This is a genomic window from Chimaeribacter coloradensis (assembly GCF_002858715.1).
Classification (GTDB): Bacteria; Pseudomonadota; Gammaproteobacteria; order Enterobacterales; family Enterobacteriaceae; genus Chimaeribacter; species Chimaeribacter coloradensis.
On sequence record NZ_PJZH01000003.1, the window covers coordinates 292,663 to 307,787 of the forward strand.

Sequence of the window (15,125 nt, forward strand, 5' to 3'; positions counted from 1 at the left end):
CCGGAGCCGATAAGTCGCGCATGAAAGCCACACGTGGAGTGAAGTTAAAACGCCAGGAAGATCAAGCCAGCTTTGTCAGCTGGCGTTTTGCGTTGCTGTGTGGCTGCATTTTGCTGGCGCTGGTCGGGCTGATGCTGCGGGTGGCCTACCTGCAGGTGATTAACCCTGACCGGCTGGTGAGGGAAGGGGACATGCGCTCCCTGCGGGTGCAGCAGATCCCGACGGCGCGCGGCATGATCAGTGACCGGGCCGGGCGGCCGCTGGCGGTGAGTGTGCCGGTCAACGCCATCTGGGCCGATCCGAAAGAGCTGAACGAGCACGGCGGCATCACGCTCGACACCCGCTGGAAAGCGCTCTCCGATGCGCTCTCCATCCCGCTTGACCAGCTCTCTGCCCGCATCAACGCCAACCCGAAAGGGCGCTTTGTCTATCTCGCCCGCCAGGTGAACCCGGCGATTGGCGACTACATCCATAAACTGAAACTGCCGGGGATTTTCCTGCGGCAGGAGTCCCGCCGCTACTACCCGGCCGGCCAGGTCACCGCGCATGTGATTGGCGTGACCAACATTGACGGCAAAGGGATCGAGGGCGTGGAAAGCAGCTTCAACCGCTGGCTGACCGGCCAGCCGGGCGAGCGTACCGTGCGTAAAGACCGTTATGGCCGCGTCATCGAGGACATCTCCTCGGTGGACAGCCAGGCAGCGCACAATCTGGCGCTCAGCATTGATGAACGGTTGCAGGCGCTGGTCTACCGCGAGCTGAACAATGCGGTGGCGTTCAACAAAGCGGAGTCGGGTACTGCGGTGCTGGTGGATGTGAACACCGGTGAAGTGCTGGCGATGGCCAACAGCCCCTCCTACAACCCGAACAACCTGAGCGGCACCCCGCAGGAAGCGATGCGCAACCGCGCCATCACTGACATTTTTGAGCCGGGCTCCACCGTCAAACCGATGGTGGTGATGACTGCGCTGCAACACGGCGTGGTGCGCGAAAATACTGTGCTCAACACCTTGCCCTACCGGGTAAACGGCCACGAGATCAAAGACGTGGCGCGCTATAACGAGCTGACCCTGACCGGGGTTCTGCAAAAATCGAGTAACGTCGGTGTGTCAAAGCTGGCGTTAGCGATGCCCTCCTCGGCGCTGGTAGAGACTTACTCGCGTTTCGGGTTGGGAAAAGCGACCAATTTGGGGTTGGTCGGAGAGAGCAGTGGCTTATATCCCCATAAACAACGGTGGTCTGACATAGAGAGGGCCACCTTCTCCTTTGGCTACGGGCTGATGGTAACGCCGTTACAGTTAGCGCGTGTCTACGCCACCATCGGCAGCCTGGGCATCTACCGCCCGCTGTCGATCACCAAGGTTGACCCGCCGGTCTCCGGGGAGCGCGTCTTCCCGGAACAGCTGGTGCGCACGGTGGTGCATATGATGGAAAGCGTCGCCCTGCCGGGCGGCGGCGGCACCAAAGCCGCCATCAAGGGTTACCGCATCGCCATCAAGACCGGTACGGCCAAGAAAGTCGGGCCGGACGGCCGGTACGTCAATAAATATATCGCCTATACCGCCGGTGTGGCCCCGGCCAGTAACCCACGTTTTGCGCTGGTGGTGGTCATCAACGATCCCCAGGCAGGTAAATACTACGGCGGCGCGGTCTCGGCACCGGTGTTCGGTGCCATCATGGGCGGCGTGCTGCGTACGATGAATGTGGAGCCGGATGCGTTGACGACCCCGCCAACCGGCGAGAAAAATGATTTGGTAAATAACAAAAATGAGGGTTCAGGTGGCCGATCGTAATTTGCGCGACTTACTCGCTCCTTGGGTGTCTGACGCCCCTGAGTGCGCGCTGCGGGAAATGACACTGGACAGCCGCGTGGCGGCTGCCGGGGATCTGTTTGTGGCCGTTAAAGGCCATCAGGCAGATGGGCGCCGCTATATTCCGCAAGCCATTGCCCAGGGCGTGGCCGCCGTGGTCGCCGATGCAGACAGCGCCGCCGGACACGGCACGCTGACCATGACGCACGGCGTGCCGGTCATCGCTATCCATAACCTGCAACAGCAGCTGTCAGCGCTGGCGGGCCGCTTCTACCAGCAACCCGGCGACAAGCTCCGCCTGATTGGCGTGACCGGTACCAACGGCAAAACCACCACCACCCAACTGCTGGCGCAGTGGAGCCAGGCGCTGGGCGAAACCAGTGCCGTGATGGGCACCATCGGCAATGGCCTGCTGGGGCAGGTGGTACCGGCGGAAAATACCACCGGTTCCGCCGTGGAGGTGCAGCAGGCGCTGTACCAGCTGGCGGAAAAAGGCGCGACCTTCGCCGCGATGGAAGTCTCCTCGCACGGGCTGATCCAGCACCGTGTGGCAGCGCTGCCGTTTGCGGCTGCACTGTTTACCAACCTGAGCCGCGATCACCTCGACTACCACGGTGACATGGCCGGCTATGAAGCGGCGAAGTGGCTGCTGTTCTCGACCCATCAGGCCGGGCAGAAAATCATTAATGCTGACGACGAGGTCGGCCTGCGCTGGCTGCAACAGCTGCCGGATGCGGTGGCGGTCTCGGTCGACGGCAAAGTGCCGGCAGGGTGGGGCGGCCAGTCGCTCTCCGCCCACGCGGTGCAGTACCACGACAATGGCGTCCGGGTGGAGTTCAGCTCCAGCTGGGGTAACGGCGTGCTGGACGCGCGGCTGATTGGTGCCTTCAATGTCAGCAATGTACTGATGGCGCTGGCGACCCTGCTGGCGCTGGGTTACCCGCTGGCGGCCCTGCTTGAGGCCGCCCCGCAACTCCAGCCGGTCTGTGGCCGGATGGAAGTCTTCACCGCCCCGGGCAAACCTACGGTGGTGGTGGATTATGCCCACACGCCGGACGCCCTGGAAAAAGCGCTGGCCGCCGCGCGCCTGCACTGCACCGGCAAACTCTGGTGCGTATTTGGCTGTGGCGGTGACCGCGACAAAGGCAAGCGCCCGCTGATGGGCGGCATCGCCGAGCAGTATGCCGATCGCGTGGTAGTCACTGATGACAACCCGCGCAGCGAAGAGCCGCACAGCATCGTCGCGGACATCCTGCGCGGCATGCTGGACGCGGGCCGGGCGCAGGCCATTCATGGCCGCACCGAAGCGGTAACCAATACCATTATGCAGGCGAAGCCCGACGATCTGGTGCTGATCGCCGGCAAAGGCCATGAGGATTACCAGCTGGTAGGCAACCGCCGCCTCGACTACTCCGACCGCCTGACGGTCGCCCGGCTGCTGGGGGTGATGGCATGATCGCGGTCTCCCTGAAAACGCTGGCCGGGGTGCTGAACGCCGAACTGATCGGCCACGACGCCCGGATCGACTCCGTCGCGACCGATACCCGCCAGCTCAGCGCCGGCAGCCTGTTCGTCGCGCTGAAAGGCGAAAATTTTGATGCCCACACCTTCGCGGACAATGCCGTGGCTGCCGGTGCGGCCGCGCTGCTGGTCAGCCGCCCTGTCGGGGTGGATGTGCCGCAGCTCTGCGTGGCGGACACCCGCATCGCGCTGGGGCAACTGGGTGCCTGGGTGCGCCAACAGGTTCCGGCACGCATTGTGGCGCTGACCGGCTCCTCCGGGAAAACCTCGGTGAAAGAGATGGCGGCCACCATTCTGCGTGAATGCGGCAACGTGCTCTTTACCCAGGGCAACTTTAATAATGACATCGGCGTGCCGCTGACCTTGCTGCGCCTTGAGCCGCAGCATGATTTCGCGGTGGTGGAGATGGGCGCGAACCATATCGGTGAGATTGCCTACACCACGGCACTGGTGCAGCCGGAAACCGCGCTGGTGAACAACCTGGCGGCCGCCCATCTGGAGGGCTTCGGCTCACTGGCCGGTGTGGCCAAAGCCAAAGGTGAAATTTTTGACGGCCTGCCGCCAGAGGGCGTGGCGATCCTGAATGCGGACAGCAACGACTGGCCGCACTGGCAGACGGCGCTGGCCGGGAAAACCGTCTGGCGTTTCTCGCCGCAGGCCGCGGCTGACGTCGACTTTTTCGCCAGTGACATCGTTATCGACCATCAGGGCACGGCGTTTACCCTGCACTCCCCGTTTGGTGAAGTAAGCGTTCGCTTACCTCTGCCGGGGCGTCACAACGTGGCGAATGCGCTGGCGGCCGCCGCGCTGACGATGTCTGTCGGGGCGTCACTGGAGGCGGTGCGCATTGGGCTGTCCAAACTTCAGTCCGTGCCGGGAAGACTGTTCCCGGTGTCGCTGGGGCAGGGGAGGCTGGTGCTGGATGACAGCTACAACGCCAACGTCGGGTCAATGACCGCGGCGGCGCAGGTATTGGCCGAGATGCCCGGCTACCGGGTGATGGTAGTCGGCGACATGGCGGAGCTGGGGGCGGAAAGTGAAGCCTGCCACCGCCAGGTGGGCGAGGCGGCGAAAGCGGCCGGTATCGACAAAGTATTAAGCGTTGGGCGCGAGAGCCGGCTGGTGAGTGAGGCCAGCGGCTGTGGCGAACATCTGCAGGACAAGACAGCAGTGGTGGCCCGGTTAACGAGCTTACTGTCTGAACATGCGGTAATTACCGTTTTGGTTAAAGGTTCACGTAGTGCCGCAATGGAGCAGGTAGTACGCGCGTTACAGGAGAATGCAACATGTTAGTTTGGCTGGCCGAGCATCTGGTCAAGTATTATTCCGGCTTCAACGTCTTTTCGTATCTGACGTTCCGCGCCATTGTCAGCCTGCTTACTGCGCTGTTTATCTCCCTGTGGATGGGCCCGCGCCTGATCGCCTATCTGCAGAAGCTGCAAATCGGCCAGGTCGTCCGTAATGACGGCCCGGAGTCGCACTTCAGCAAGCGCGGCACCCCGACCATGGGCGGCATCATGATCCTCACCTCGATCACCATTTCGGTGCTGATGTGGGCTTACCCGTCTAACCCCTATGTCTGGTGCGTGCTGTTTGTGCTGGTGGGCTACGGCATCGTTGGCTTTGTGGATGACTACCGCAAAGTGGTGCGCAAGAACACCAAGGGGCTTATCGCCCGCTGGAAATATTTCTGGCAGTCGGTGATTGCCCTGGTCGTGGCGTTCGCGCTGTATGCCATCGGCAAAGACACCCCGGCTACCCAGCTGGTGGTGCCGTTCTTTAAAGACATCATGCCGCAGCTGGGCCTGCTCTATATCCTGCTCTCTTACTTTGTGATTGTCGGCACCAGTAACGCCGTCAACCTGACGGACGGCCTCGACGGCCTGGCGATCATGCCGACGGTGTTTGTGGCCGCCGGGCTGGCGCTGGTCTCCTGGGCCACCGGCAACATGAATTTTGCCAACTACCTGCATATTCCCTATCTGCGCCATGCCGGTGAGCTGGTGATTGTCTGTACGGCGATTGTCGGGGCCGGGCTGGGCTTCCTGTGGTTCAACACCTACCCGGCGCAGGTCTTTATGGGCGATGTCGGCTCACTGGCACTGGGCGGCGCGCTCGGCACCATCGCGGTGCTGCTGCGTCAGGAGTTCCTGCTGGTGATCATGGGTGGGGTGTTTGTGGTGGAAACCCTGTCAGTGATCCTGCAGGTAGGGTCATTCAAGCTGCGCGGTCAGCGCATCTTCCGGATGGCACCGATCCACCACCACTATGAACTGAAAGGCTGGCCGGAGCCGCGCGTGATTGTGCGCTTCTGGATTATTTCGCTGATGCTGGTGCTGATTGGCCTGGCGACGCTGAAGGTGCGGTAATCATGATTGACTATCAGGGTAAGCAGGTTGTCATCATCGGGTTGGGCCTGACCGGGCTCTCTTGTGTTGATTTCTTCATGGCGCGCGGCGTGACGCCCCGTGTCATGGATACCCGTGTCAATCCGCCGGGGCGCGATAAACTGCCGCCCGGCGTTGAGTGCCATGTCGGTTCACTGAATGAAACCTGGCTGCTGGCGGCCGATCTGATTGTCGCCAGCCCCGGCATGGCGCTGGCGCACCCGGCGCTGAGCGCCGCGGCAGACGCCGGCGTTGAGATTGTGGGTGACGTCGAGCTGTTCTGCCGCGAAGCCCAGGCCCCGATTGTGGCCATCACCGGTTCCAACGGCAAAAGCACCGTCACCACGCTGGTGGGGGAGATGGCGAAGGCCGCAGGCTGGCAGGTGGGCGTTGGCGGCAATATCGGCCTGCCGGTGCTCTCGCTGCTGGCACCGCATTACCAGCTTTATGTGCTGGAACTCTCCAGTTTCCAGCTGGAGACCACCTCCAGCCTGAAAGCCGCAGCGGCGACCATTCTCAACGTGACGGAAGATCATATGGATCGCTATCCGTTCGGGTTGCAGCAATACCGTGCCGCCAAGCTGCGTATTTATGAAAACGCGGCGGTCTGCGTGGTCAATGCGGATGACGCCCTGACCATGCCGGTGCGCGGTGCTGACACACGCTGTGTGAGTTTCGGTGCCGATGTGGGGGATTACCACCTCAACCGCCAGCTGGGTGAAACCTGGCTGCGGGTACGCGGCGAGAAGGTGCTGAACACCAAAGAGATGGCGCTGACCGGCCAGCATAACTACACCAATGCGCTGGCGGCGCTGGCGCTGGCCGATGCCGTGGGCCTGCCGCGCGCGTCCAGCCTGAAGGCGCTGACCACCTTCGGCGGCCTGGCGCACCGTTTCCAGCTGGTGCATCAGCACAACGGCGTGCGCTGGATCAATGACTCCAAAGCCACCAACGTCGGCAGCACCGAAGCGGCGCTGAAAGGGTTACAGGTAGAGGGCACGCTGCACCTGCTGCTGGGCGGGGACGGTAAATCAGCCGATTTCTCCCCGCTGACGCCTTACCTGCAGCGGGAGGCGATCCGCGTTTACTGCTTCGGCCGTGACGGCGAGGCCCTGGCGCAGTTGCGCCCGGAGGTGTCTCTGCTGACCGGCACAATGGAAGAGGCAATGCGCGCGCTGGCCCCCACGCTGCAACCCGGCGATATGGTGCTGCTCTCCCCGGCCTGCGCCAGCCTGGATCAGTTCCGTAACTTCGAGCAGCGCGGCGATGCGTTCGCCCGGCTGGCTAAGGAGCTGGGCTGATGAAACTTCCGGGACTGATGTGGGTAGGGCGCGCCTCCGGCAGCCTGTTCGGCAAGCTCAATGACTGGGTGATGGGCGCGCGGGAAAGTGATAACACCAGCATGGTGCTGTATGACCGCACCCTGCTGTGGCTCACCTTCGGGCTGGCGATTATCGGCTTCGTGATGGTGACCTCGGCCTCGATGCCGATCGGCCAGCGGCTGGCGGACGACCCGTTCCTGTTTGCCAAACGTGACGCGCTCTATCTGGGGCTGGCCTTTGTGCTCTCCCTGGTAACGCTGCGGGTGCCGATGGCGGTGTGGCAGCGCTACAGCAACGTGATGCTGCTGGTGTCGCTGGTGATGCTGCTGATTGTGCTGGTGGTGGGCAGCTCGGTAAACGGGGCATCCCGCTGGATCGCCCTCGGGCCGCTGCGTATCCAGCCGGCGGAGTTCTCCAAGCTGTCGCTGTTCTGCTACCTCGCCAGCTATCTGGTGCGGAAAGTGGAAGAGGTACGCAGTAACTTCTGGGGCTTCTGCAAGCCGATGGGCGTGATGGTGATCCTGGCGGTGCTGCTGCTGGCCCAGCCGGACCTCGGTACCGTGGTGGTGCTGTTTATTACCACCCTGGCGATGCTGTTCCTGGCCGGGGCGAAAATGTGGCAGTTCCTGGCGATTATCGGGTCAGGGGCCTTTGCGGTGGTGCTGCTGATTATCGCGGAACCCTACCGTATGCGCCGCGTGACCTCGTTCTGGAACCCGTGGGCCGATCCGTTCGGCAGCGGCTACCAGCTCACCCAGTCACTGATGGCGTTCGGCCGGGGTGAATTCTGGGGGCAGGGGCTCGGTAACTCGGTACAAAAACTGGAATATTTGCCGGAAGCGCACACCGATTTTATTTTCTCGATTCTCGGCGAGGAGCTGGGGTATTTCGGTGTGGTTTTAGCGTTGTTAATGGTATTCTTCGTCGCTTTTCGCGCGATGTCTATCGGGCGCAAGGCACTGGAGATTGACCAGCGTTTTTCCGGCTTTCTGGCCTGTTCTATCGGCGTCTGGTTCAGCTTCCAGGCCCTGGTTAACGTCGGTGCGGCAGCGGGGATGTTGCCGACCAAAGGCCTGACGCTGCCGCTGATCAGTTACGGCGGCTCCAGCTTGTTAATTATGTCCACGGCAATCGTGCTGTTGCTGCGGATCGATTTTGAAACGCGGATGACGAAAGCGCAGGCGTTTGTAAGGGGTTAATGATGAGTGGCAAGACCAAGCGTTTACTGGTGATGGCAGGCGGAACCGGCGGGCATGTGTTCCCCGGCCTCGCCGTGGCCCATCACCTGATGGCGCAGGGCTGGCAGGTACGCTGGCTGGGAACTGCCGACCGGATGGAGGCCGACCTGGTGCCGAAGCACGGCATTGAGATCGATTTCATCCGCATTTCAGGGCTGCGTGGCAAAGGGGTGAAAGCCCAGTTGCTGGCCCCGGTGCGTATTTTCCGTGCCGTGCGTCAGGCGAAAGCCATTATGCGCGCCTATCAGCCGGACGTGGTGCTGGGCATGGGCGGTTACGTCTCCGGCCCCGGCGGGCTGGCAGCCTGGCTGAGCGGCGTCCCGGTGGTGCTGCATGAGCAGAACGGCATCGCCGGGCTGACCAACCGCTGGCTGTCAAAAATCGCGAAGAAAGTGTTGCAGGCGTTTCCCGGTGCGTTCCCGCACGCGGACGTGGTCGGCAACCCGGTGCGTACTGATGTGCTGGCCCTGCCGCTGCCTGGCACCCGCCTGGCGGGGCGTGAAGGCCCGGTGCGCGTGCTGGTGGTAGGCGGCAGCCAGGGCGCGCGCGTCCTGAACCAGACCATGCCTGCCGTTGCGGCCTCGCTGGGCGAGCGCATTACCCTCTGGCACCAGGTCGGCAAAGGGGCGCTGGATGAGGTGGTACAGGCTTACCAGCACGCCGGGCAACCCCAGCACAAGATCACCGAATTTATTGATGACATGGCCGCTGCTTACGCCTGGGCGGATGTGGTGGTCTGCCGCTCCGGCGCGCTCACCGTGAGTGAAATTGCTGCCGCCGGGCTGCCCGCCATCTTCGTGCCGTTCCAGCACAAAGATCGCCAGCAGTACTGGAACGCCCTGCCGCTGGAGCAGGCCGGGGCCGCCAAAATTCTTGAGCAGCCTGAGTTCACCGCGGAAGCAGTGTGCGGGCTGTTGACCCAATGGAACCGCCCGGTGTTGGCTGAGATGGCGCAACGTGCCAGGGCGGCGGCCATTCCGGATGCCACCGAGCGGGTGGCCGCCGAGGTATGTGCGGCAGCGCACATTGAATATGAACGATCTGCGCCGCGCGCGGTCGTCAATCAGTAACGATGAAAAGTGAAAAATAACGTGAATACACAACAATTGGCGAAACTGAGAACCTTCGTGCCCGAGATGCACCGCGTCCGGCACATCCACTTTGTCGGCATTGGTGGTGCCGGCATGGGGGGTATCGCCGAAGTGTTGGCCAACGAAGGCTACCAGATCAGCGGCTCTGATCTGGCGCCAAACCCGGTGACGCAGCACCTCACGGCACTGGGCGCACAGATTTACTACCACCACCGTGCCGAAAACGTGCTGGATGCCAGCGTCGTGGTGGTCTCGTCGGCCATCAGCCAGGACAACCCGGAGATTGTGGCCGCGCGTGAGGCGCGTATTCCGGTGATCCGCCGCGCGGAGATGCTGGCTGAACTGATGCGCTTCCGTCACGGCATCGCCGTGGCCGGTACGCACGGTAAAACCACCACCACCGCGATGGTGAGCAGTATCTATGCCGAGGCCGGGCTGGACCCGACCTTCGTCAACGGCGGGCTGGTAAAAGCAGCGGGCACGCACGCCCGGCTGGGCACCAGCCGCTACCTGATTGCCGAGGCGGACGAAAGCGACGCCTCTTTCCTGCATCTGCAACCGATGGTGGCGATTGTGACCAACATCGAAGCGGACCATATGGATACCTATCAGGGCGATTTTGAAAACCTGAAGCAGACGTTCATCAACTTCCTGCACAACCTGCCGTTCTATGGCCGTGCCGTGATGTGTATTGATGATCCGGTGGTGCGTGAATTGCTGCCGCGCGTCGGCCGCCATGTCACCACGTACGGGTTCAGTGACGATGCTGATGTCCGCATCGAAAGTTATCACCAACAGGGCGCACAGGGGCACTTTACGCTGAGCCGCCACGACAAGCCGTTGATGACCGTGACGCTGAATGCGCCGGGCCGCCATAACGCCCTGAATGCCGCTGCGGCCGTGGCCGTGGCCACGGATGAAGGCATTGCCGATGCGGCGATCCTCAGCGCACTGGCGGGCTTCCAGGGCACCGGCCGCCGTTTCGACTTCCTCGGGGAGTTCCCGCTGGAGCCGGTCAACAGCAAAACGGGCGCCGCCATGCTGGTGGATGATTATGGCCACCACCCGACCGAAGTGGACGCGACCATCAAAGCGGCGCGCGCCGGCTGGCCGGATAAGCGCCTGGTGATGATCTTCCAGCCGCACCGCTATACCCGCACCCGCGATCTCTACGACGATTTCGCCAATGTGCTGTCGCAGGTGGATGTGTTGCTGATGCTGGATGTCTACGCCGCCGGTGAAGCGCCGATTCCGGGCGCGGACAGCCGCTCACTCTGCCGGACTATCCGTGGGCGCGGTAAGATTGATCCTATTTTGGTTTCCGATGTGGACACCGTGCCGGAAAATTTGGCGCAGATCCTGGAGAATGATGACCTGGTTCTGGTACAGGGCGCCGGGAACGTCGGCAAGGTGGCCCGTAAATTGGCTGAGCAGAAGTTTCAGCCCGTAAGAAAAGGTGAAGAGCAGCATGGCTGATAAAGTCGCGGTATTACTGGGCGGAACCTCCGCCGAACGCGAAGTGTCGTTGCAGTCCGGGCAGGCGGTACTGGCCGGCCTGCGTGAATCAGGCATTGATGCTTACGCAATTGACCCAAAAGAGACGCCGGTCACAGAGCTGAAAGCGCTGGGCTTTACCAAGGTATTTATCGCGCTGCATGGCCGCGGCGGAGAAGACGGCACCCTGCAGGGGCTGCTGGAGCATCTCGGCCTGCCCTACACCGGCAGCGGCGTGATGGCTTCCGCCCTGACGATGGACAAGCTGCGTACCAAGCGCATCTGGCAGGCGATGGGCCTGCCGGTCTCGCCGTTTGTGGCGCTGAACCGTGCCCAGTTCACCTCAGGTGAGATGGGCGAGGATGCCACCACGCTGGCCGCGCTGGGCTTCCCGCTGATTGTGAAGCCGAGCCGTGAAGGCTCGAGCGTCGGGATGAGCAAAGTCGACAGCATCGAGCAGTTACAGCCGGCGCTGGACGAAGCATTCCGCCATGATGATGACGTGCTGGTGGAAAAGTGGCTGAGCGGGCCGGAATTCACGGTGGCGATCCTGGGTGACGAGGTGCTGCCCTCTATCCGCATCCAGCCTGCCGGCGTGTTTTACGATTATGAGGCGAAATACCTCTCAGACGAGACGCAGTATTTCTGCCCAAGCGGCGTCAGCGAGGCGGATGAAGCCCGCCTGGCTGCGCTGGCGTTACAGGCTTACCGTGCGCTTGACTGCCGCGGCTGGGGCCGGGTGGACATTATGCAGGACAGCGACGGCGGGTTTTACCTGCTGGAAGTGAATACGTCACCGGGGATGACCAGCCACAGCCTGGTGCCGATGGCCGCCCGTCAGCATGGCCTGAGTTTTGCCCAGCTGACGGCGCGCATTCTGGAGCTTGCTGACTGATATGTCGCAGGCGGCCTTGAATACACGCGAGCGCGATGAGCCTACGGTCAGCCGTAGCCTGCGCCGCAGTAACGGTACCCAGCTGGCGGGGATTCTCTTCCTGCTGATGGTACTGGGGACCATCGGCTGGAGCGGCTGGGCAGTGCTGGGGTGGATGAAAGATGCCAACCGGCTGCCGCTCTCCCGGCTGGTGGTGACGGGTGAACGCCATTTCACCACGCATGACGACATCCGGCAGGCCATTATGGCCCTCGGGTCGCCGGGCACCTTCATGACGCAGGATGTGAATGTCATCCAGCAGCAGATTGAGCGGTTGCCCTGGATCAAGCAGGCCAGTGTCCGCAAGCAGTGGCCTGACGAGCTGAAGATTCATGTGGTGGAGTATGTGCCCGTCGCCCGCTGGAATGACCTGCATATGGTTGATGCTGAAGGCAAGTCCTTCAGCGTGCCGTCGGAGCGGATGAGCAACCAGAAGATGCCGCTGCTCTACGGGCCGGAAGGCAGTGAACAGGATGTTTTGCAAGGTTACAGAACGATGAGCCAGACGCTGGCCGCCGGTAAGTTTACGCTGAAGATGGTCTCGATGACCGCGCGTCACTCCTGGCAACTGGCGCTGGATGACGATATCCGTATTGATCTGGGCCGTGATGACCGTGCAGGACGCTTGCAGCGCTTTATTGAGCTGTTCCCGGTATTGCAGCAGCAGGCGCAGACGGACAACAAGCGCATCAGCTATGTCGATCTGCGTTATGACACCGGTGCGGCAGTGGGCTGGGCTCCGGCATTCGTTGAGCAGCAAAACAGTAATCAGCAACAAAATCAGGCACAGGCAAAACAACAATGATCAAGTCGACGGACAGAAAACTGGTAGTTGGACTGGAAATCGGTACGGCAAAGGTTGCGGCATTGGTAGGGGAAGTTCTGCCCGATGGCATGGTCAACATTATTGGGGTGGGCAGTTGCCCCTCCCGCGGCATGGATAAAGGTGGCGTCAACGATCTTGAGTCGGTGGTAAAATGCGTTCAACGTGCCATCGATCAGGCGGAATTGATGGCAGATTGCCAGATATCGTCGGTTTACCTGGCGTTATCCGGTAAACACATCAGTTGCCAAAACGAAATCGGGATGGTTCCTATTTCGGAAGAGGAAGTCACACAGGAAGATGTGGAAAACGTGGTCCATACCGCTAAATCGGTACGTGTCCGTGATGAACACCGTATTCTGCATGTGATTCCGCAGGAGTACGCTATCGACTACCAGGAAGGGATCAAAAACCCGGTAGGGCTGTCCGGCGTGCGGATGCAGGCGAAAGTGCATCTGATTACCTGCCATAACGACATGGCGAAGAATATTGTTAAAGCCGTGGAACGCTGCGGCCTGAAAGTTGACCAACTGATCTTTGCCGGGCTGGCAGCCAGCTATGCGGTTCTGACGGAAGATGAGCGCGAGCTGGGCGTCTGTGTGGTGGATATCGGCGGCGGCACCATGGACATCGCTGTCTATACCGGCGGCGCGCTGCGCCACACCAAGGTGATTCCGTATGCCGGCAATGTGGTGACCAGTGACATCGCCTACGCCTTCGGTACGCCGCCTACCGATGCGGAAGCCATCAAAGTGCGTCACGGATGCGCACTGGGTTCCATTGTCAGCAAGGATGAGAGCGTTGAAGTGCCCAGCGTCGGCGGCCGCCCGCCACGCAGTCTGCAGCGTCAGACACTGGCCGAGGTGATTGAGCCGCGTTACACCGAGCTGCTGAACCTGGTCAACGATGAGATCCTGCAGTTGCAGGAACAGCTGCGCCAGCAAGGCGTAAAGCATCATCTGGCCGCCGGCATTGTCCTGACCGGCGGCGCGGCACAAATCGATGGTCTGGCAGCCTGTGCCCAGCGGGTGTTCCACACCCAGGTCCGCATCGGCCAGCCGCTGAACATCACCGGGCTTACGGATTATGCGCAGGAGCCTTACTACTCCACAGCAGTGGGGTTACTGCACTACGGAAAAGAGTCTCACCTGAGCGGTGAGGCGGAAGTGGAAAAACGCGCCTCAGTGGGCAACTGGTTCAAACGAATCAATAGCTGGCTGAGAAAAGAATTTTAATGTTTAACAAGAGATCAAGCTGATCCTCTTTTTTTGATCTCGAAGCGACAGGCACAAAACGGAGAGAAATTATGTTTGAACCTATGGAATTAACCAATGACGCGGTGATTAAAGTCATCGGCGTCGGCGGTGGCGGCGGTAATGCCGTTGAACATATGGTGCGTGAACGCATCGAAGGTGTTGAATTCTTCGCCGTAAACACAGACGCCCAGGCGCTGCGTAAGACGGCGGTGGGCCAAACCATCCAGATCGGCAGCGGGATCACCAAAGGGCTGGGCGCAGGCGCCAACCCGGAAGTGGGCCGCAACTCTGCCGAAGAGGACCGCGAGGCACTGCGTACGGCGCTGGAAGGCGCTGATATGGTCTTCATCGCGGCCGGCATGGGCGGCGGTACCGGTACCGGTGCTGCGCCTGTTGTCGCTGAAGTGGCAAAAGATCTGGGTATTCTGACCGTGGCCGTGGTGACCAAGCCTTTCAATTTCGAAGGCAAGAAGCGTATGGCCTTTGCCGAGCAGGGCATCGCTGAGCTCTCCAAGCACGTTGACTCCCTGATCACCATCCCGAATGACAAGCTGCTGAAAGTGCTGGGCCGCGGCATCTCCCTGTTGGATGCGTTCGGCGCAGCCAACGACGTGCTGAAAGGCGCGGTACAGGGCATCGCTGAGCTGATCACCCGCCCGGGCCTGATGAACGTCGACTTTGCGGACGTGCGTACCGTGATGTCCGAAATGGGTTACGCCATGATGGGTTCCGGCGTGGCCTGTGGGGAAGACCGTGCAGAAGAAGCGGCCGAAATGGCGATCTCCAGCCCGCTGCTGGAAGACATCGACCTCTCCGGCGCCCGCGGCGTGCTGGTCAACATCACCGCCGGCTTCGACCTGCGTCTGGATGAGTTCGAAACCGTGGGTAACACCATCCGCGCCTTCGCGTCCGATAACGCGACCGTGGTCATCGGTACCTCACTGGATCCGGAAATGAACGACGAACTGCGCGTCACCGTGGTGGCGACCGGCATCGGCATGGACAAGCGTCCGGAAATCACGCTGGTGACCAACAAGCAGCAGACCCAGCAGCAGCCGGTTATGGATCACCGTTACCAGCAGCATGGCCTGGCACCGCTGCCGCAGGAGAACAAACCTGCCGCCAAAGTGGTTAACGAGCAGAATACGCAGTCGAACAAAGAGCCTGATTATCTGGATATTCCGGCTTTCCTGCGTAAGCAGGCGGATTAATTGTCGCTGCTTTAGCATCTCCGCTCTTTGTGCTAAA

12 protein-coding genes are annotated in these 15,125 nt (G+C 61.4%); all 12 read left to right on the forward strand.

Translation table 11 applies throughout. The features are described 5' to 3' along the window. Window positions 1-20: 20 nt before the first annotated feature. On the forward strand, window positions 21-1,793 hold the full coding sequence (locus CYR32_RS05790; protein ID WP_101823439.1) for a peptidoglycan glycosyltransferase FtsI: 1,773 nt from the start codon (window positions 21-23) through the stop codon (window positions 1,791-1,793). Beyond that, window positions 1,780-3,267 (forward strand): UDP-N-acetylmuramoyl-L-alanyl-D-glutamate--2,6-diaminopimelate ligase, encoded by a 1,488-nt coding sequence (gene murE / locus CYR32_RS05795; RefSeq protein WP_165698186.1) that lies wholly within the window; start codon window positions 1,780-1,782, stop codon window positions 3,265-3,267. The genes CYR32_RS05790 and murE overlap by 14 nt, the downstream gene beginning before the upstream one ends. Further along, window positions 3,264-4,625, forward strand: coding sequence for a UDP-N-acetylmuramoyl-tripeptide--D-alanyl-D-alanine ligase (gene murF, locus CYR32_RS05800; RefSeq protein WP_101823440.1), 1,362 nt, complete (start codon window positions 3,264-3,266; stop codon window positions 4,623-4,625). The genes murE and murF overlap by 4 nt, the downstream gene beginning before the upstream one ends. After that, on the forward strand, window positions 4,619-5,701 hold the full coding sequence (mraY, locus tag CYR32_RS05805) for a phospho-N-acetylmuramoyl-pentapeptide-transferase (RefSeq protein ID WP_101823441.1): 1,083 nt from the start codon (window positions 4,619-4,621) through the stop codon (window positions 5,699-5,701). Before murF ends, mraY begins: the two co-directional genes overlap by 7 nt. A 2-nt stretch (window positions 5,702-5,703) precedes the next feature. Beyond that, complete coding sequence (murD, locus tag CYR32_RS05810) at window positions 5,704-7,020, forward strand: UDP-N-acetylmuramoyl-L-alanine--D-glutamate ligase (protein WP_101823442.1); 1,317 nt, start codon at window positions 5,704-5,706, stop codon at window positions 7,018-7,020. Next, window positions 7,020-8,240, forward strand: a complete 1,221-nt coding sequence (gene ftsW / locus CYR32_RS05815; RefSeq protein ID WP_420912820.1) for a cell division protein FtsW — start codon at window positions 7,020-7,022, stop codon at window positions 8,238-8,240. Before murD ends, ftsW begins: the two co-directional genes overlap by 1 nt. A 2-nt stretch (window positions 8,241-8,242) precedes the next feature. Continuing rightward, on the forward strand, window positions 8,243-9,349 hold the full coding sequence (murG, locus tag CYR32_RS05820; protein ID WP_101823444.1) for an undecaprenyldiphospho-muramoylpentapeptide beta-N-acetylglucosaminyltransferase: 1,107 nt from the start codon (window positions 8,243-8,245) through the stop codon (window positions 9,347-9,349). 21 nt (window positions 9,350-9,370) lie between these two features. Further along, window positions 9,371-10,846: a UDP-N-acetylmuramate--L-alanine ligase gene (gene murC, locus CYR32_RS05825; protein ID WP_101823552.1), complete on the forward strand. Its 1,476-nt coding sequence runs from the start codon at window positions 9,371-9,373 to the stop codon at window positions 10,844-10,846. Beyond that, entirely contained in the window at window positions 10,839-11,759 is a 921-nt protein-coding gene (locus tag CYR32_RS05830) for a D-alanine--D-alanine ligase (RefSeq protein WP_101823445.1), read from the forward strand. Before murC ends, CYR32_RS05830 begins: the two co-directional genes overlap by 8 nt. Before the next feature lies 1 nt (window position 11,760). Beyond that, the gene (gene ftsQ, locus CYR32_RS05835; protein ID WP_101823446.1) at window positions 11,761-12,603 is read left to right on the forward strand and encodes a cell division protein FtsQ; all 843 of its coding nucleotides are present in this window, start codon (window positions 11,761-11,763) and stop codon (window positions 12,601-12,603) included. Next, window positions 12,600-13,856 carry a cell division protein FtsA gene (gene ftsA / locus CYR32_RS05840; protein WP_072928843.1) on the forward strand — a complete coding sequence of 419 codons (1,257 nt, stop codon included), beginning with the start codon at window positions 12,600-12,602 and terminating at the stop codon, window positions 13,854-13,856. Before ftsQ ends, ftsA begins: the two co-directional genes overlap by 4 nt. A gap of 71 nt (window positions 13,857-13,927) precedes the next feature. Continuing rightward, window positions 13,928-15,088, forward strand: coding sequence for a cell division protein FtsZ (gene ftsZ, locus CYR32_RS05845; protein WP_101823447.1), 1,161 nt, complete (start codon window positions 13,928-13,930; stop codon window positions 15,086-15,088). The last annotated feature ends 37 nt before the right edge of the window (window positions 15,089-15,125 follow it).

Coding starts and splice junctions, on each gene's coding strand:
- CYR32_RS05790 (WP_101823439.1), top strand. CDS start 21: ATGAAAGCCACACGTGGAGTGAAGTTAAAACGCCAGGAAGATCAAGCC.
- murF (WP_101823440.1), top strand. CDS start 3,264: ATGATCGCGGTCTCCCTGAAAACGCTGGCCGGGGTGCTGAACGCCGAA.
- mraY (WP_101823441.1), top strand. CDS start 4,619: ATGTTAGTTTGGCTGGCCGAGCATCTGGTCAAGTATTATTCCGGCTTC.
- murD (WP_101823442.1), top strand. CDS start 5,704: ATGATTGACTATCAGGGTAAGCAGGTTGTCATCATCGGGTTGGGCCTG.
- ftsW (WP_420912820.1), top strand. CDS start 7,020: ATGAAACTTCCGGGACTGATGTGGGTAGGGCGCGCCTCCGGCAGCCTG.
- murG (WP_101823444.1), top strand. CDS start 8,243: ATGAGTGGCAAGACCAAGCGTTTACTGGTGATGGCAGGCGGAACCGGC.
- CYR32_RS05830 (WP_101823445.1), top strand. CDS start 10,839: ATGGCTGATAAAGTCGCGGTATTACTGGGCGGAACCTCCGCCGAACGC.
- ftsQ (WP_101823446.1), top strand. CDS start 11,761: ATGTCGCAGGCGGCCTTGAATACACGCGAGCGCGATGAGCCTACGGTC.
- ftsA (WP_072928843.1), top strand. CDS start 12,600: ATGATCAAGTCGACGGACAGAAAACTGGTAGTTGGACTGGAAATCGGT.
- ftsZ (WP_101823447.1), top strand. CDS start 13,928: ATGTTTGAACCTATGGAATTAACCAATGACGCGGTGATTAAAGTCATC.